Origin of the sequence: Nocardia sp. FDAARGOS_372, assembly GCF_002554515.1 — a bacterium.
Classification (GTDB): Bacteria; Actinomycetota; Actinomycetes; order Mycobacteriales; family Mycobacteriaceae; genus Nocardia; species Nocardia farcinica.
The window spans coordinates 6,015,955-6,032,541 of the sequence record NZ_PDDW01000001.1; the positions used below are offsets into that span (position 1 = coordinate 6,015,955).

Annotated in this window: 17 protein-coding genes; 12 read left to right on the top strand and 5 right to left on the bottom strand. The window is 70.2% G+C overall.

Features of this window, described 5'->3' with window-relative positions:
* The first annotated feature begins 59 nt into the window (after positions 1-59).
* Positions 60-971 (top strand): manganese catalase family protein, encoded by a 912-nt coding sequence (locus CRM89_RS27955; protein WP_098086671.1) that lies wholly within the window; start codon positions 60-62, stop codon positions 969-971.
* Between the two features lie 38 nt (positions 972-1,009).
* Here the strand turns inward: CRM89_RS27955 and CRM89_RS27960 are convergent, their stop codons facing one another.
* Positions 1,010-1,906: a cutinase family protein gene (locus CRM89_RS27960; RefSeq protein WP_011207713.1), complete on the bottom strand. Its 897-nt coding sequence runs from the start codon at positions 1,904-1,906 to the stop codon at positions 1,010-1,012.
* 228 nt (positions 1,907-2,134) lie between these two features.
* On the opposite strand from CRM89_RS27960, the gene CRM89_RS27965 reads away from it, so the two are divergent.
* Together CRM89_RS27965 and CRM89_RS27970 are read left to right on the top strand one after the other, a co-directional pair.
* Positions 2,135-2,677, top strand: coding sequence for a YaeQ family protein (locus CRM89_RS27965; RefSeq protein ID WP_060592928.1), 543 nt, complete (start codon positions 2,135-2,137; stop codon positions 2,675-2,677).
* Between the two features lie 72 nt (positions 2,678-2,749).
* A complete protein-coding gene (locus CRM89_RS27970; RefSeq protein ID WP_011207716.1) occupies positions 2,750-3,292 on the top strand; it encodes a DoxX family protein in 543 nt (180 codons plus the stop codon).
* 64 nt (positions 3,293-3,356) lie between these two features.
* Here the strand turns inward: CRM89_RS27970 and CRM89_RS27975 are convergent, their stop codons facing one another.
* Positions 3,357-4,022, bottom strand: coding sequence for a TetR/AcrR family transcriptional regulator (locus CRM89_RS27975; protein WP_082668666.1), 666 nt, complete (start codon positions 4,020-4,022; stop codon positions 3,357-3,359).
* A gap of 106 nt (positions 4,023-4,128) precedes the next feature.
* Between CRM89_RS27975 and CRM89_RS27980 the strand changes: the two genes are divergently transcribed.
* Entirely contained in the window at positions 4,129-4,653 is a 525-nt protein-coding gene (locus CRM89_RS27980; RefSeq protein ID WP_127516339.1) for a hypothetical protein, read from the top strand.
* 3 nt (positions 4,654-4,656) lie between these two features.
* On the opposite strand, the gene CRM89_RS27985 is transcribed toward CRM89_RS27980, so the two are convergent.
* Positions 4,657-5,283, bottom strand: coding sequence for a TetR/AcrR family transcriptional regulator (locus tag CRM89_RS27985; RefSeq protein ID WP_060592926.1), 627 nt, complete (start codon positions 5,281-5,283; stop codon positions 4,657-4,659).
* A 201-nt stretch (positions 5,284-5,484) separates the two neighbouring features.
* On the opposite strand from CRM89_RS27985, the gene CRM89_RS27990 reads away from it, so the two are divergent.
* Entirely contained in the window at positions 5,485-6,423 is a 939-nt protein-coding gene (locus tag CRM89_RS27990) for a metal-dependent hydrolase (protein ID WP_060592925.1), read from the top strand.
* A gap of 14 nt (positions 6,424-6,437) precedes the next feature.
* Positions 6,438-7,589, top strand: a complete 1,152-nt coding sequence (locus CRM89_RS27995; protein WP_098086673.1) for a hypothetical protein — start codon at positions 6,438-6,440, stop codon at positions 7,587-7,589.
* A 6-nt stretch (positions 7,590-7,595) separates the two neighbouring features.
* Here the strand turns inward: CRM89_RS27995 and CRM89_RS28000 are convergent, their stop codons facing one another.
* Complete coding sequence (locus CRM89_RS28000; RefSeq protein WP_082668665.1) at positions 7,596-8,216, bottom strand: CPBP family intramembrane glutamic endopeptidase; 621 nt, start codon at positions 8,214-8,216, stop codon at positions 7,596-7,598.
* Positions 8,213-9,109, bottom strand: coding sequence for an NAD(P)H-binding protein (locus tag CRM89_RS28005; protein ID WP_011207723.1), 897 nt, complete (start codon positions 9,107-9,109; stop codon positions 8,213-8,215). The genes CRM89_RS28000 and CRM89_RS28005 overlap by 4 nt, the downstream gene beginning before the upstream one ends.
* A 301-nt stretch (positions 9,110-9,410) precedes the next feature.
* Between CRM89_RS28005 and CRM89_RS28010 the strand changes: the two genes are divergently transcribed.
* The 6 genes from CRM89_RS28010 (at position 9,411) to CRM89_RS28035 (ending at position 16,535) form a co-directional block, all read left to right on the top strand.
* On the top strand, positions 9,411-9,785 hold the full coding sequence (locus CRM89_RS28010) for a hypothetical protein (RefSeq protein ID WP_060592922.1): 375 nt from the start codon (positions 9,411-9,413) through the stop codon (positions 9,783-9,785).
* Positions 9,786-9,859: 74 nt separating this feature from the next.
* Positions 9,860-11,626, top strand: a complete 1,767-nt coding sequence (gene ctaD / locus CRM89_RS28015) for a cytochrome c oxidase subunit I (protein WP_011207724.1) — start codon at positions 9,860-9,862, stop codon at positions 11,624-11,626.
* Between the two features lie 137 nt (positions 11,627-11,763).
* Positions 11,764-12,936 (top strand): aminoglycoside phosphotransferase family protein, encoded by a 1,173-nt coding sequence (locus CRM89_RS28020; RefSeq protein ID WP_098086674.1) that lies wholly within the window; start codon positions 11,764-11,766, stop codon positions 12,934-12,936.
* A gap of 213 nt (positions 12,937-13,149) precedes the next feature.
* Positions 13,150-14,403 carry a cytochrome P450 gene (locus tag CRM89_RS28025; protein ID WP_060592920.1) on the top strand — a complete coding sequence of 418 codons (1,254 nt, stop codon included), beginning with the start codon at positions 13,150-13,152 and terminating at the stop codon, positions 14,401-14,403.
* 93 nt (positions 14,404-14,496) lie between these two features.
* Positions 14,497-15,612 (top strand): NDMA-dependent alcohol dehydrogenase, encoded by a 1,116-nt coding sequence (locus CRM89_RS28030; protein WP_011207727.1) that lies wholly within the window; start codon positions 14,497-14,499, stop codon positions 15,610-15,612.
* Complete coding sequence (locus CRM89_RS28035; protein WP_098086675.1) at positions 15,609-16,535, top strand: MoxR family ATPase; 927 nt, start codon at positions 15,609-15,611, stop codon at positions 16,533-16,535. The genes CRM89_RS28030 and CRM89_RS28035 overlap by 4 nt, the downstream gene beginning before the upstream one ends.
* Positions 16,536-16,587 lie beyond the last annotated feature (52 nt).

The following is a 16,587-nucleotide window of genomic DNA, read 5'->3' on the forward strand; positions in this document are numbered from 1 at the left end:
AGGGCGAGGTACTGCCGCCAGGGGAGGGGAAGTCCCGTTCACTTCGCTGGGAGGCGTGGATGTTCCGTCATACCGATTACCTGCAGTTCGATGTGAAACCCGAGAAGCCCGACCCCGTGTACGCGCGCAAGCTCCAAGAGCTCATCGGCGGGGCCTTCGGCGAGATGACCGTCACCATGCAGTACCTGTTCCAAGGCTGGAACTGCCGGATGCCGGGCAAGTACAAGGACATGATCATGGACGTGGCCACCGAGGAGATCGGGCACGTCGAGATGATCGCGACCATGGTCGCGCGGTTGCTCGAAGGTGCGCCCGCCACCCGCGCCACCCAGGAGGCCGCCGCCGATCCCGTGGTCGCCGCCGTGCTCGGTGGCATGGATCCGCAGCAGGCGATCGTCTCCGGCGGCGGGCCGACGTTGTCCGACGCCAACGGCGTGCCGTGGAACGGCCGCTACATCGTCGCCAGCGGCAACCTGCTCGCCGACTTCCGCGCCAACGTCACCGCCGAGTCGCAGGGCCGCATCCAGACCGCGCGCCTGTACAACATGACCGACGACCCGGGCGTGAAGAACATGCTCGAGTTCAACCTCGCCCGCGACACCTATCACCAGAACCTCTGGCTCGCGGCCATCGAGCAGTTGAAGGAGGACGGTCTCGAGGGCACCGTCACCCCGGACGCGCTGTTCGACGAGGAGTACTCCGAGCACGCCACCAGCCTGTGGCACCTGTCCGACGGCACCCAGTCCGATCAGGGCCGGTGGGCGGACGGCGTGGCGCCGGACGGCGTACACCAGAACGGCTTCCTCGCCGATCCACAGCCGCTGGGCGACAAGGCCTCCGCGCCGCCGCCGGACCCCAAGCTCTACGCCACCTACGACGGTTCGCAGGGCGAGCCGCGCTCGGCGGCCTTCGGCACCGAGGCGGGGCTGATGGGCAAGGTCAAGGACGCGCTCGATCCCAACAAGCCCTGAGCCCCGGCTCGGTCACCGCAGCACCGGTGCGCCGGGCGCTACCCGTTCGCCAGAGCGACCAGGTGCCGGCGCAGCCAGGTGAGCGAGGTGTCGCCACCGGCCACCGGGTAGGACGGGTAACTCTGATGCGCGCCGGATTCGAGGAAGTTGTCGATCTGGCGCCTGCGCTCCTCGTAGGCGGAGTTGTTGAGCTGATCGTGCAGCAGCCCGAGCCCGCCCGCGGCCAGCACGTCGCCGACCAGGTCGCCTGCGGGCAACTGGTCGAACTGGGAAGGATCGGAGGCCTGGGCGAGGATTCCGGCGATGCGGGCGGCGAAATCGCCCTCCGGAGTGGCGCAGTAGAGGTCACCGGGCGCGCAGAAGGTGTAGGTGACCGGGGTGAGCCAGCCGAAGCCGCCCACCCGCGGACCACCCGCGCCCGCGCCGGGCACCGGGGGGCCGATGAGCTGGTCGGTGGGCGAACGGCGCGGGTCGGCGATGAGCCCGACCAACCCGACCCGGTTCGGAGCGACGACGCCGAGGCCCGTACCGATCTGGGCCGCGAGATCACCGGCCGCGTCGGCGCCCTGGCTGTAGCCGAGCAGCGCGAAACGCGTCTCGGGGCACTGGGCGCCGACGTCGCGGATCAACGCGCGGGCGATGTCGGTGGCCTCGCGCTTGGAGCGACCGTAGACCTCGCCCTCCCAGGGAAAGGCCGTGGCCGGATAGGCGACGTAGTCGGTGCGGACGTCGCCCGGCAAACCGTCCGCGACCGCGGCGAGCATGCCCTTACCGGGTTCGTTCTTGGAGGTCTCCCAGGTGCCGGGGATCGCCACCACGTGGAGATCCGGGCAGGGGCCGGGGGCGGCCTGGGCGGTGGATGCGGCGCCGATGGGTAGCACGGCCGCGACCATCGCAACCGCGCATACCGTGGCGTTCGTCCATCGAGAGAGCATCGTCGTACTCCGTCTCTGCACTGCCGAGCGCGAGGCCCGGGCGGCGAAGACGCCCTTGGGTCAGGGCGCCGGTCGGGTCGGTGTCGGGGACGTGAGGGGTACTGCCGAAGCGGTCGACGGGCGGGCCCATCGCCGGGAGGGCATCGATGACCAGGGCTTCGGTGACCAGGGCACCGGTGACCTTCCCAGACGGAATGGTAGTCGGCGAGTGGCTAAGCTGCTGCGTCTATGGCTCTCAACGCGACGATGCACTCCTTCGCCATCCAACTCGCCGACGTCGACCGCGGCGTCTACACCGACATGGAGGTGCGCGTCGCCCGGCATCCGTCCGAGACCGCGGAATTCATGCTCACCCGCCTGCTGGCCTACTGCCTGGAGTACACCGAGGGCATCGCCTTCAGTGACGGCGGTGTGTCGGCCACCGACGAGCCCGCGGTCGCGGTCCGCGACGCCACCGGCCGGCTGCTGTGCTGGATCGAGATCGGCGCCCCGGATGCCGAACGCGTGCATCGCGGCAGCAAAGCCGCCGAGCGGGTCGCGATCTACACCCACCGCGATCCCGCCAAGGTGCTGGCGCAACTGCGCGGCAAGCGCATCCATCGCGCCGAGCAGATCCCGCTGTACGCCCTCGACCGCGCGTTCATCGATGCCGCGGTGGCCGCGATCGAGCGGCGCAACACCCTCACCCTGTCGGTCACCGAGCGGCGGCTCTACCTGGATGTCAACGGCACCGGATTCGAGACCGCCGTCACCGAGCACCGACTCGGCTAGCCTCCCCGGCCGCCGGGCCGGGCCTGCCAGACTTCGCACTACACACCGGGAACCGAGACGAGGAGGAGACGAATGGCCAGGCGTGAACGGGGGACCACGGGACGGGAGATCGCGAGCCTGCTGCTGCGCGGCGTCGTGGGCGGCACCATGATCGCCCACGGCGTCAAGCACGCCCGCACCCTGGACGGGACCGCCGGGTGGTTCGGTGCCATCGGGTTCCGGCGTCCTCGACTCCAGGCGCAGGCGAGCGCGGCCGTGGAGGTCGGCTCGGGCGCACTGCTGGTGGCGGGCGCGGGCACACCGGTGGCGGCCGCGGCGGTGGTCGGCACGATGGGCGTGGCGGCCAGGTCGGTGCACGCGCCCAACGGTTTCTTCATCACCGATCAGGGCTGGGAGTACGTGGCGAACCTGGCGACCGCGGCGGTCGCGCTGGCCGGCATCGGCCCCGGCCGTTTCAGCGTGGATCGCGCGACCGGCCTGGACGGCAGGATCTCCGGCGCCAAGGCCGCCGCGCTCGCCGCCGGTCTCGGCATCGCCGCGGCGGCCGCCCAGCTGGCGCTGTTCTGGACTCCGCCGAAACCGGAAGCGGACGAAACGGATTCGCCCATCGGCTGAGCGGGGACAGTGGCGCTGAAGGTCAACAGCGGCACGGCCGCGACAACGCACCGCGCCGCCGCCGTCAGCCGCGCGCCCGCCCGACGCTCGTGAGGGCGAACACGATGTCGACCGCCGCGGCCGCCAGCCGCTCGCGCGCGAGCGCCAGGCGGCCGTCGGCCCAGTCCAGGTAGAGCGCGATCAGAGCGCCGCCCAGCGCGGTCGCCTGAACGGCGAGGGCCTCCTCGTCGGCGGGCAGCAGCGCATCCGCCTCCGCGCCGAGCAGTCCCACCAGCGCGCGGATGAAGGCCGGCGCCCGCGCGGCGCTGTGCTCGTGCAGGGTGTCGTCACCCAGCGGTTCGCGCAACAGGATCCGCGCCCGCCGCGGATCCTCCTCGAAGTACCGCGCGCAGCGGTCGACCACCTCGCGCACGTCGGCGCGCAGGTCACCACTCGGCACCACGTCCTCGACCCGCGCCAGTAGTCCCGCCTCCACCCGGTCGTACACCGTGCGCAGCAGGTCTTCCCTGGTCTCGAAGCTCTCGTAGAAATAGCGCGGGCTCAGCGCGGCCTGCCGGGTCACCGCCCGCATGGTCACCGCCGCGGCGCCCGCGGTGCCCAGCAGCTGTGTGCCGACCGCGAGCAACTGCTCGCGCCGGTCGGCGCTGCGGTCGTCGAGGGTCTGGCCCCGCCACAGTTTGGGGGCGCTCACGGTGTCCGCGCGCTCCTGGTCGACCGCCCTCCTCGCCACGGTGCCTCATCCTAGGCCGGATGCGGCGGGTCGAGTGGGGCGCCGGTGCGGTCGGGCCGCGTTCGGCGGCGCGCGAGTACGGCCGGTGGGCGGTATCGTGCGCGGTGTGCGGGGGATCGACCACAAGCCGGACGCCGAGGATCCGAAGCGGATCAGGATCAGCCGCGGGCTGCCCGCCGATGTCTCCCGCGCGGAACTCACCTACCGGGTGCCCGGCGGGATCGGCGGCACCCGCGTCGTGCGCCGCTCGCAGGCCGAGTTCGCGCACCTGCGCACCGCCGTCGACGGCGTCTACGAGGGCCCGTGGAGCGAGCCTGCCCGGCTGTCGCTGTCGGAGGCCGATCACTACCTGCGCCAGGTGCGCGCCCGGATCACCGAGCGGGAGGACCGGATTCGCCGCTTACGCGAATCGATCGATCTCACCTGCCCCTGGTGTCACCGGCGGCGCACCTACCTGGGCGTGCTCGGCTTCCTCACCGGCCATCGCGGGTTCCTCACCGACCATCCGAGCGAGCTCGGGCAGCAGGTTCTCGACCAGCACGCCTATCGGTGCGACGGGTGCGGCTCGATGCAGTTCTTCGCCGACGGGTTCCTCGCGCACCCGCTGCCCGGCGGGGAGTCGGGCCCGTGAGGGCTATCCGCGCGGCGCGGCAGGCTGCCGGGTCTGGGCGATGATCGCCGAGCCCATCCAGCGGCGCAGATACCGGCGCAGCTCGTCCTCGGTGCGCGGCGGATGGCCGGGGGAGACGAAGAACGACTGCATGGTGCGCAGGATGTATTCGACGAGTTCGGGCAGTGATTCGTCGTCGTAGCCGTAGCGTTCCCAGTCCACGTCGAAGCGGCGGATCATGGTGAGGCCGAAGGCCTTGGCCTCTTCGGAGGTGATGCCGTCGCTGTGCACGTTGGCGTAGCTGCCGGTGATCAGGATGCCCAGGTGCGGTGTGCGGCGCACCTCGGTGAGGGTGAACACCACGCCCTCGGTCATCGCCTCCACCGGATCCTCCAGCCCCGCGACGTGGGCGGCGAGGCGGTCGAGGAAGCCGTCCACCGACGCGATCGCCGCGGCCTTCATCAGGGCCTCGGCGCTGGGGAAGTAGCGGTAGACGGTCTGGCGGATGACCCCGAGCGATTCGGCGACGTCGGCGATGCTGATCTCGGCTCCGGTGCGCGCGATGAGATCGACCGCGGTGGCGACGATCCGGCGCGTGGCCTCCTCGTCGCTGTCCGGCGGACTACCGCCCCACCCGCGCCTTCGTGCCACCGCCCGCTTCCTCGGCTCCGCTCGTCTCCGGATCAGCCGCTCATCTCCAGATCAAGGGCTCGACGCTATCACAGCGCCCGCGACCGCCGGTGGTGCCGAATCTCGGCAAAGTGATCATACACATGTGGCGGTCTGTGTATGGTTGTGCTGACAGTGGCTCGCCGTGGGCGCGGCCACCCGCTTCCGTCAGACGAGGTAGCCATGACCGACCTGGTAGTCCGAAAGATGAACTTCGCCTTCGAGGATCACGAAGTGCCGTTCCTGTGGAACCCGCGCAATCCAGCGTTCTCGAGCATGGCCAACGCGGTGTCGTTCCTGGCCATCGGTTTCGAGAAGATGATCGTGAACATGATCCTGCAGGCCAAGCCGCTGATCACCGATCCGGCGGTGGCCGAGGAGGCCGAGGCGTTCATGCGCCAGGAGGGCCAGCACTCCACCGCGCACCGTCAGCACGTGAAGGGCCTGATCCGGCACTACCCGGGCCTGCAGGAAACCCTCGACGAGGTGATCGGCGCCTTCGACCAGCTCACCCGCGACACCTCCCTCGAGTACCGCCTCGCCTACACCGCCGACCTCGAGGCCACCTTCACCCCCGTCTTCAAACTCATGCTCGACAACGAGGCCGCGCTGTTCCGCCCCGGCGACGACCGGGTGGCCTCGCTGTTCATCTGGCACTTCGTCGAAGAGGTCGAACACCGCAGCTCGGCGCTGATCATCTTCGACTCGGTGGTGGGCAGCGACCTGTACCGGATGCGGGTGGCGCCCTCGATCTTCAAGCACGTGCTCGACGTCATCAAGATCGCCTCGGCGGGCTTCAACAAGCATGTGCCGCTGGCCGAACGGCAGGTCGACGCGCTGGCCATGTTCGCCAGGTACCGGCGCATGCAGACGCTGCGCAAGTGGGTGCCGGGGCTGACACCGACCAACGACGGGCCGATGCTGCGCGCGTTCGACGAACTGCCGCTGCGTGAGCAGCTGATCGCGCTGGTCGGCATCGTGCGCAGCCAGCTGCCCAAGCACAATCCCGCCCACGAGAAGCTGCCCGCGCTGGCCGACGAGTGGTTCCGGCGCTACGAGGCGGGCTACGACGTGCAGCGCTGGTACACCGCCGAATCGAACAATTCGACCACCGCGTCGTAGGGAGTGGCCGCACCATGTCCGATCGCTGTTCGCCCACCTTCGCCCAACTCGCCGAGGAGCTGGGCTTCTCCTGCGCCGAAGCCGGCGGCCTCGTGGAATTCCGCAGCCCGTTCGCGCTGGAGAACTGGACCCTGCCGGTGCTGGAGCTGACCATCGTCGTCGGCGCGGTCCTGGCCCTGGTGCTGGCCGTGCTGCGGCTGCGCCGCCAGGGCGACCCCACCAACCTGGTGCTGTGGTTCGGCGCGACCGCCTACCTGTTCGTCATCGAGCCGCCGCTGTACTTCCCGGCCGCGTTCGGCATCGAGGAACACGTGGACACGATGTTCGCGCACAACGTGTTCACCGTCGATTTCCTGTGGGGCAGGCTGCCGCTCTACATCGTGGCGATCTACCCGCTCATGGCCACCATCGCCTTCGAGATCGTCCGGATGCTCGGGGTGTTCCGCCGGTACGGCCCGGTGATCGGCGCGGCCTGCGTGGGCTTCGTGCACCACGCCTTCTACGAGATCTTCGATCACCTGGGGCCGCAGCTGCGGTGGTGGGAGTGGTCGACGACCAATCCGATCAACCAGCCGATGTTCGATTCCGTGCCGTTCCCGAGCGTGGTCGTCTTCGCCGCGCTGTGGCCGATGTCGCTGGCGTTCTGCGTGCAGTGGTTCGTGGGCAGGCACGTCGACCGCGGCCGCGAGTTCGGCGGCGTCGAACTGGTCTGGCGGACCGTGGTGATCGGGCTGCTGGCCTCGGTCGGCACCTTCCTGCTGCCGCTGCCCGCGACCGTGCTCGGCCTGGCGGGCACGCCGGTGCGCGGCGTGGTGTACGGCCTGGAACTGCTGGCCGTCAGCGCGGTGGCGGTGTGGGCGCTGACCCGCCAGTGGTCGCTGCTGCGCCGCGATCCGGCACAGGGACCGGGCTTCGTCGACGACTTCGCCCGCTGGTACGCGGTGGTGTATCTGGCCGTGATGGCGCTGCTGTGGGTGACCGCGCTGCCCGCCTACTTCGGGGCGGTCGACGGCATCACCGACAACGGCGACCCGATCGGCAACCTCTGGTACACGCTGCTGTGCTTCGCGATCGCGATCGCCTGCGTGCTCGCGGTGTTCACGATCCCGCGGGTGCGGCCCACCTCGGCCACCGACACCGCCGAGGCGCAGCCGCAACCGGCGTGAGTCCGGTCAGCTGTTCCTGCCCGGCTCGGGCAGGAACAGCGGCGGCAGGTAGTGCAGCATCAACGTCGACCAGGTCAGGTGGGTCAGCAGCGACGCGGTGATGCCGCCGGTGCGGCGGCGTTGCAGGCCGAACAGCGACCCCATGACGGCCGCGGCGAGCACCAGCGCGGGGTTGCGGGTCGCCGTCGTGGTGAGCACGTACACGCCGGTCGAGACCGCGACCGGATGGGTGCCCGCCGCCGCGTAGACGGCCCCGCGGAAGAACACCTCCTCGGCGGCGCCGTTGGCGAGCGCGGTCAGCAGCACCGCCGGGGTGCGGCCGCGGTCGGCGTAGCGCAGCAGGTGCGCGATGGCCCTGCGCAGCAGCGGAATCCGCCGGGCCACCAGCGCGCAGCCGTAGAACACGCCGAAGGCGCCCACGCCGAGCAACACCGGGGGCAGCACCCGCCGATCGCCGGGCGGCCCGGGCGGGGTGGCGGCCAGCCCGCCCGCGGTGAACGTCGCGGCGGTGGCGAGCGTCAGGCCGTAGAAACGGGCGCTGTCCGGCGGCGCGGTCAACGAGACGCCGAGCAGGCCGGTGCCGAGCGCGCCCACCAGCACGACCGGGGCCCGGTCGCGGCGGTTCACGTCCCGTCCCGGAGGCCGACGCGCTCGCCGAGCGCCCGCAGCACCGCCGCGTCGTAGCCCATCGGCTCGAAGGGCAGGAACTCGCGAATGGCGGTGTCGCGCACCAGCACCTCGTTGACCATCGAATCGACCAGGGACCGGCCGGTGCGCACGTCGACATCGGTGACCAGCGCCAGCCACTGGGCCGACAACCGCGGCGACAGCAGCGGCACCGGCAGGATCAGCGCGGGCCTGCCCTCGATGCGCGCCACCCGGCGCAGCATGTCGAGGTAGGCCAGCACGTCGGGACCGCCGATGTCGAAGGTGCGTCCGGCGGTCCCGGGGATCTCGAGCACACCGACGAGATAGCGGATGACATCGTCGGCGGCGATCGGCTGGGTGCGGGTGCGCACCCAGCGCGGGGCCACCATCACCGGCAGGTGCTCCACCAGCTGGCGGGTGATCTCCCACGAGATCCCGCCGTGCCCCACGATGATTCCCGCCCGCAGCGTGGTGACCGGAACGCCGCCGTCGGCCAGCAGGCTCTCCACTTCCCGGCGGCTGCGCAGGTGCTCGGACAGGTCGTCGTTGTCGTCGCCCAGCCCGCCGAGATAGATGATCCGGTGCACGCCCGCCGCGGCCGCGGCGGTGCCGAAATTGCGGGCCGCGGTCGCGTCGCGGGCGCGGAAGTCGGTCTTCGTCAGCGAATGGACCAGGTAGTAGGCGCTGTCGCAGCCGTCGAGGGCCGCGCGCAGCGAGGCCGGGTCGGCGACGTCGGCGCCGACCGGGGTGCCCACGCCGCGATAGCTCATCGGGGCCCGCGTCATCGCCCGCACCCGATGCCCGGCCGTCACCAGCTTCGGGCACAGCCGTTGCCCGATGAATCCGGTGGCTCCCGCGACGAGCACGTCCATCGCGCATCCTCTCGGTGGGGCGGGACATGGACTCGGGGCCCGACACCGCCCCGGACTGCTCTGCGCCAGACTACCGCCGCCGCCCACCACGCGCCGTGACGGTTTGCCCCGCGCCGTCCCGGGTACCGCCTCGACCGACGCCGTCACCGACGAACGGTCTCCGGTGATGCGTCAGCCGCCGACATCCTAGGAGAAGTCCGCCCATGCGAGCACCCACGATCGATTCGACCGCCGGCGTTGTGGCCGGTTCGTCCGCCGCCGGGACGGATCGCGCGAAGGCCCTCGTCACGAAGCCGCGCGGATGAGTGGCCCGCAGGTGCGCGGGCTCGCGCTGGCCCGCGCGCACGGGGCGTTCAACCTGGTCGGCGGGCTGTGGCCGCTGGTGAGTGTCCGCAGTTTCGAGGCCGTGTTCGGCCCCAAGCAGGACCGGTGGCTGCAGTACACCGTGGGCGGCCTGCTGGCGGGCACCGGCGTGGTGCAGTTGCTGGCCGAGCCGACTCCGGCCGGTGTGCGGGCCGCGCGCCGCGCCGGGCTGGTCCCGGCGGTCTGGCTGCTCGCCATCGACCTCGTGTTCGTGCCCGCCGGGCGGATACCCCCGACCTATCTGCTGGACGCGGCGATGGAGGTGGGCTGGCTGGCGGCCTGGGCCCGCCAGATCGCGCGGGAACATTCCTGACATGCGGGTTTAGCCGCGCGGAGAACGGGTACGACGGGCCGGAACGGGGGGATCCGGTGTGGTGAGGAGGAGCCGTGACCGCAACACCCGCTCAGCGCCGTCCCGCTCTCCCGGCGACTCGTCCCTACCCGGCGCGGCACGGACCCAAGGGCTCCTACCTGCGCAAGATGGTCACCACCACCGATCCCAAGGATCTCGGTGTCCTGTATCTGGTCTCGGCCACCGGGTTCTTCCTCATCGGCGGGCTGCTGGCCCTGCTCATGCGTGGCGAGCTGGCCCGGCCGGGGCTGCAGTTCCTCTCGGCCGAGCAGTACAACCAGTTGTTCACCATGCACGGCACGATCATGCTGCTGTTCTACGCGACACCGGTGGTGTTCGGATTCGCCAACGCGGTGCTGCCGTTGCAGATCGGTGCCCCCGACGTGGCGTTCCCGCGCCTGAACGCCTTCAGCTACTGGCTGTACCTGTTCGGCGCGACGATGGCCACCGCGGGCTTCCTCACCCCCGGCGGCGCCGCCGACTTCGGCTGGACGGCCTACACCCCGCTGAGCCTGAGCGAGCACTCGCCGGGCGTGGGCGCGGATCTGTGGATTCTCGGCCTGGCGGTGTCGGGCCTGGGCACCATCCTCGGCGCGGTCAACATGATCACGACCGTGGTGTGCCTGCGCGCGCCCGGCATGACGATGTTCCGGATGCCGATCTTCACCTGGAACATCCTGATCACCAGCATCCTGGTGCTGCTGGCGTTCCCGATCCTCACCGCGGCGCTGATGGCGCTGGCCTACGACCGGCACCTCGGCGGGCACATCTACGACCCCGCCAACGGTGGGGCGATCCTCTACCAGCACCTGTTCTGGTTCTTCGGCCACCCCGAGGTGTACATCATCGCGTTGCCGTTCTTCGGGATCATCAGCGAGGTCATCCCGGTGTTCAGCCGCAAACCGATCTTCGGCTACACGGCGCTGGTCTACGCGACGCTGGCGATCGCGGCGCTGTCGATGGCGGTGTGGGCGCACCACATGTACGCCACCGGCGCGGTGCTGCTGCCGTTCTTCTCGATGATGACCTTCCTCATCGCGGTGCCCACCGGGGTGAAGTTCTTCAACTGGATCGGCACCATGTGGAAGGGTCAGATCACCTTCGAGACACCGATGCTGTTCGCGATCGGCTTCATCGTGACGTTCCTGCTCGGCGGCCTGTCCGGGGTCATCCTGGCCAGCCCGCCGCTGGACTGGCACGTCACCGACTCCTACTTCGTGGTGGCGCACTTCCACTACGTGCTCTTCGGCACCATCGTGTTCGCCACCTTCGCCGGCATCTACTTCTGGTTCCCCAAGCTCACCGGCCGCTTCATGGACGAGCGGCTGGGCAGGCTGCACTTCTGGACCACGTTCCTCGGCTTCCACCTGACGTTCCTGGTGCAGCACTGGCTCGGCAACGAGGGCATGCCGCGCCGCTACGCCGACTACCTGCCGTCCGACGGCTTCACCGGCCTGAACACGGTGTCCACCATCGGATCGTTCCTGCTGGGCATCTCGATGGTCACCTTCGTGTGGAACGGCTTCAAGAGTTTCCGCTACGGCGAGGTGGTGACGGTGGACGACCCGTGGGGTGCGGGGAATTCGCTGGAGTGGGCCACCACCTGCCCGCCGCCGCGGCACAACTTCTACGAGCTGCCCCGGATCCGTTCCGAGCGACCGGCTTTCGAGCTGCACTATCCGCACATGGCCGAGCGGATGCGCGCCGAGGCGCACGCGGGCAGGCGCGCCGGGCACGGTGCGGGCGCGGAGCTCTCCGTGCCGTCCACGGTGGCCACGAAAGACGACGACCACACCAGCTGACCTGCTGATTCCGGAATTCGTTGGGATGCAACCGGTTACCCCGACCGTAGGATGCGGTACTGTCGGGCGGTCCCGTGCACCTGGCGATCGGTTGCCCGGTGCGGCAACGGTCGTGTTCGGCGAATCGAGGCAGGTGTATGAACCACAAGCTCTGGTTGCTCGGGCGTTCCCTGACGGTCGGCACACGCATGCTGGGGGAGAAGATCACCCGGCCGAAGGCGCGCACCATCGACGACGTACCGGTCTCGGGGGAGACCATCACGCCGGAGTGGCTGACGGCCGTGCTGTGCCGGGATGTGCCCGGGGCGGAAGCGGTTTCGTTCGAGACCGACGACGGCAGCGTCGGCACCTCCACCCGGGTGGCGATCCGCGTGCAGTACAACGAGACCGGTGCGGCGGCGGGGCTGCCGACGCGACTGTTCGCCAAGACCACCACCGCCTTCTCGCAGCGCATCCTGCTCGGCGGCGGCAAGATGATCGACGGCGAGACCCGCTTCTTCCGCGACTTCCGTCCCCAGGTGGAGATGGAGGCGCCGATCGGCTACTGGGGCGCCGCCGATGCGGGGTCGTGGCGTTCGATCGCCTTGATGGAGGACATCGCCGCCACCCGGGGCGCGCAGTTCATCGAGCCCAACGCCAGGATCGGGCGCGACCAGATGGAGGATCTGGTGCGCAATCTGGCCCGGCTGCACCGCACCTTCTGGACGCATCCCGACATCGCGGTGCTCAAGACGACCACCGAGGCGTTGCAGGCGTATCTGGCCGCGATCGACATGAAGAAGCGCTGCGCGGTGGGATTGCGGCGCGCCGCCTCGGTGGTGCCGGAAGCGCTGCACGGACAGAGCGAGCGGCTGTGGGCCGGTGTCGCCCGCGCCATCGACATCGCCACCGACGAGATGCCGCAGACCCTGCTGCACGGTGACCCGCACATCGGGCAGACCTACCGGACCGACACCGGCCGGATGGGATTCGTGGACTGGCAGGTGGTGATGCGCGGCGGCTGGGCGCACGATTTCGCCTACACGGTCAACTCCGGGTGCGAGCCGGCGGACCGGCGGGAGTGGGATCGCGAGCTGCTCACCGCCTATCTCGACGAGCTCGGCGAGCTGGGGGGTAAGGCGCCCTCGTTCGACGAGGCCTGGCTGGCGTACCGGCAGCAATCGATGTTCGCCTACGCGGCATGGGCTTTCACCATCGGCCGCGCCGCCTACCAGCCGAAGATGCAGTCGGAGGAGACCTGTCTGACGCTGCTGCGCCGGATCACCACCGCCATCGACGATCACGATTCCCTGGGCGCCCTGGGCGTCTGATCGCGCCGCGTCCGGGCCGGATCGCGACCGACCGGTCTGGACGCGAAAAAGATTCTGCGCAGATGGTTTTCGGGTTGGGTACCCATCCGCGCGCGGTCGGCTATACCATTCGACGAGTTCCGGTGGAGGCCGCGTCACGCGCTTCCAGAGCAGCGTCCCGGCACAGCGTGGTGCCACACCCGCAGTACACGTGAACAGTCTGGAGTTCTTCCTTTGAGTACGCCCCAGTCCCGGGTGCCGGTCCAGTCCTGCCCGGTTGCGCACGGTTCGCCGGTCACCTTCGACGAGGCTTCGGTGCCGCTCTACACACCGGAGTTCGCCGCCGACCCGCATCGGGTCTACCGCGAGATGCGGGCCCGCTACGGCTCCCTCGCGCCGGTGGAGCTGGCGCCCGGCGTGCCCGCCACGCTGGTGATCGGCTACGGCACCGCCCTGCGCATCCTCAACGACCCCGAGCACTTTCCCGCCGATCCGCGCACCTGGCAGAAGACGGTGCCCGCCGACTGCCCGATCCTGCCGCTGCTCGAGTGGCGGCCGATGGCCAGCCGCAGCACCGGTGCGGAGTTCGTGCGCTACCGGCAGGCCATCACCGCGAGCATCGACCAGGTCGACCTGTACGCGATGCACGACATCGTGGAGGAGGTCGCCGTTCCGCTGATCAACGCGTTCTGCCAGGACGGGCACGCCGACCTCATCCGCCAGTACGTCTTCCCGCTGGTCTTCGCCGTGGTCAACGCGATGCTCGGCTGCCCGCCGGAGATCGGCCAGCAGGTCGCCGCGGGCACCGCCGCGCTGCTCGAGGGCGTGGACGCGGAGAAGGGCAACCAACTGCTCGGCGAGGCGCTGCGGAAACTGGTGACGCTCAAGCGCTCCGAGCCGCGCCGCGACATCACCTCGATGCTGCTGCAGCATCCGTCCGGGCTCGACGACGTGGAGGTCTCCCACCACGTCTCGCAGGTCTACGGCACCGGGATCGAATTCGAGCTCAATCTGATCGTCAACACGCTGCTGCTGATCCTCACCGATCACCGCTTCGGCGACAGCGTGCTCGGCGGCAATCTCAGCTCGCGCGACGCGCTCGACGAGGTGCTGTTCAACGACCCGCCGCTGGCGAACCTGCTGATCACCTACCCCCGCCAGCCCGTCCTCATCGACGACGTCTGGTTGCCCGCCCACCAGCCGGTGGTCATCAGCATGGCCGCCTGCAACAACGACCCCGCCATCCGCGGCGGCGACCTCACCGGCAACCGCTCGCACCTGGCCTGGGGCGTGGGCCAGCACGCCTGCCCGGCGCAGTCGCTGGCCTACCTCATCGCCAAGGACGCCATCGACCAGCTGCTCGACGCGCTGCCGGAGATGCGCCTGGACCTGCCCGACGGCAAGCCGAACTGGCGCCCCGGCCCGTTCCACCGCGCCCTGGCCGAGCTACCCGTCACCTTCCCCCCGATGGCACCGCTGATCCGCTAGGCCCCGCCGCGACGGATTGTGCAGTTTCCGAACACCACGGGCTTTCGTGAGCCGCGAAGGTTGTCGCACAACCGAACGTCGCGAGGAGTGCTCATGAAAACCAAGGCCGCTGTGGTCCGTCAGGCGGGCAAGCCGATCGAGATCGAGGAGCTGGAGCTCGACAAGCCGCGCGAGGGCGAAGTGCTCATCCGCTACCTCTACGGCGGGTTGTGCCATTCCGACGTGCACATCGCCCACGGTGATCTCGAGGCGCGGCTGCCGATGGTGCTCGGGCACGAGGGCGCGGGCATCATCGAGGAGGTCGGGCCCGGGGTCACCCGCGTCAAGCCCGGCGACCACGTCGTCTGTTCGTTCATCCCCAACTGCGGCACCTGCCGCTACTGCTCGAGCGGCCAGCAGTCGATCTGCGACATGGGCGCCACGATTCTGGACGGCTACCTGCCGGGCGAGCGGTTCCCGATCACCGGCCCGCTGGGCCGGTACGGCGCGATGTGCATGCTCGGCACGTTCAGCCAGTACGGCGTGATCCACCAGAACTCGTGCGTGAAGGTCGACGACGACCTGCCCCTGGACAAGGCGGTGCTGGTCGGCTGCGGTGTGCCCACCGGCTGGGGCGCGGCGGTCAACACCGCCGAGGTCAAGGCGGGCCAGACCGTCGTGGTGATGGGGATCGGCGGCATCGGCATCAACGCCGTGCAGGGCGCGGCGCTGGCCGGGGCGAAGAACGTCATCGCGATCGACCCGCTGCCGAACAAGCGGGAGAAGGCGATGGAGCTGGGCGCCACGCACGCCTTCGCCAGCGCCGACGAGGCCATGCAGACCATCACCGACCTGACCCGCGGCCAGATGGCGGACTCGGCGATCCTGACCCCCGGCCTGATGACCTCCGAGATCGTGCAGGGCGGCTTCGACGCGGTCGGCAAGGGCGGCGTGGTGGTGCTCACCGGCCTGAACAAGCTCGAGGAGACCACCGTCCAGCTGTCCGGCTCGGTGATGACGCTGTTCCGTAAGCAACTGCGCGGCAGCCTGTTCGGTGACTGCAACCCGACCGTCGACATCCCGCGCATCCTGGGCCTCTACCAGTCCGGCGACCTCAAGCTCGACGAGCTGATCACCAAGACCTACACCCTGGAACAGGTCAACGAGGGCTACGACGACCTGCTCAACGGCAAGAACGTGCGCGGCGTGCTCGTGCACGACCACTCGTGACCCTCACCGACGGGTGTGCCACGTCGGCGGGCGGCGCGCTCGCGCCCGCCGACGTCGTCGTCGACCGCGCCAGGGAGATCCAGCTCGTGGAGGCCGCCCTGGCCAGTGGCGCGCACGTCGTCCTGGAAGGCCCGCCCGGCACCGGCAAGAGCACGCTGCTGCGTGATCTGGCGGTGCGCCGCGCCAGCTCGTTCGTGCTGGTGGAGGGCAATGCGGAGCTGACCCCGGCGCGCATCGTCGGCCAGTTCGACCCCGCGCAGGTGTTGCAGCGCGGCTACGACCCGGCGATCTTCGTGGACGGACCGCTGCTCACCGCGATGCGCGAGGGCGGGCTGTTCTACGTCGAGGAGATCAACCGGGTGCCGGAGGAAACCCTCAACACCCTGATCACGGTGATGTCCGAGCGGGAGATCGCGGTGCCACGGCTCGGCACGATCGCCGCCGCGCCCGGCTTCGCGCTGGTCGCGGCGATGAACCCGTTCGACGCGGTCGGCACCGCGCGCATCTCGAGCGCGGTGCACGACCGGATGTGCCGGGTCGCGATGGACTACCAGTCGGCCGAGGCCGAGCAGACCATCGTGGCGCGGCGGGCCCCGCGCGTGTCCGACGAGTGGCGGACGCGCGCGGTGGAGTTGGTGCGGGCGACGCGGTCGCACCCCGATCTGCGGGTCGGGTCCTCGGTGCGCGGGGCGATCGATCTGGTCGGTGTCGCCCACCATCTGGCGGCGGCGCGCGGCGCGCCCACGGCGGACTGGCACGTGGGGCTGGACGCGGCGCGGGTCGCGCTGAGCGGTCGGGTGCAGGTGCACCGGTCGGCGGGCCGCACCGCCGAGGACGTGATCGAGGAGATCTACACCGCGGTCTTCGGTCCCGCGCCGGACACGCCGGAGCCCTCGGAGGCGGGTGGTCCGGGGGAACGCTGAGCCCGCCCCCGGCCGGGGCGGGCGCTTCCCGGTCACCCGAACAGGACCGCGG

What these genes read in the sequence shown, in the direction of transcription:
- CRM89_RS27960 (WP_011207713.1), bottom strand. Translation starts at nt 1,906, where the DNA reads ATGCTCTCTCGATGGACGAACGCCACGGTATGCGCGGTTGCGATGGTC.
- CRM89_RS27955 (WP_098086671.1), top strand. Translation starts at nt 60, where the DNA reads ATGTTCCGTCATACCGATTACCTGCAGTTCGATGTGAAACCCGAGAAG.
- CRM89_RS28020 (WP_098086674.1), top strand. Translation starts at nt 11,764, where the DNA reads ATGAACCACAAGCTCTGGTTGCTCGGGCGTTCCCTGACGGTCGGCACA.
- CRM89_RS27970 (WP_011207716.1), top strand. Translation starts at nt 2,750, where the DNA reads ATGGCCAGGCGTGAACGGGGGACCACGGGACGGGAGATCGCGAGCCTG.
- CRM89_RS28030 (WP_011207727.1), top strand. Translation starts at nt 14,497, where the DNA reads ATGAAAACCAAGGCCGCTGTGGTCCGTCAGGCGGGCAAGCCGATCGAG.
- CRM89_RS28005 (WP_011207723.1), bottom strand. Translation starts at nt 9,109, where the DNA reads ATGGACGTGCTCGTCGCGGGAGCCACCGGATTCATCGGGCAACGGCTG.
- CRM89_RS27995 (WP_098086673.1), top strand. Translation starts at nt 6,438, where the DNA reads ATGTCCGATCGCTGTTCGCCCACCTTCGCCCAACTCGCCGAGGAGCTG.
- CRM89_RS28010 (WP_060592922.1), top strand. Translation starts at nt 9,411, where the DNA reads ATGAGTGGCCCGCAGGTGCGCGGGCTCGCGCTGGCCCGCGCGCACGGG.
- CRM89_RS27965 (WP_060592928.1), top strand. Translation starts at nt 2,135, where the DNA reads ATGGCTCTCAACGCGACGATGCACTCCTTCGCCATCCAACTCGCCGAC.
- CRM89_RS27990 (WP_060592925.1), top strand. Translation starts at nt 5,485, where the DNA reads ATGACCGACCTGGTAGTCCGAAAGATGAACTTCGCCTTCGAGGATCAC.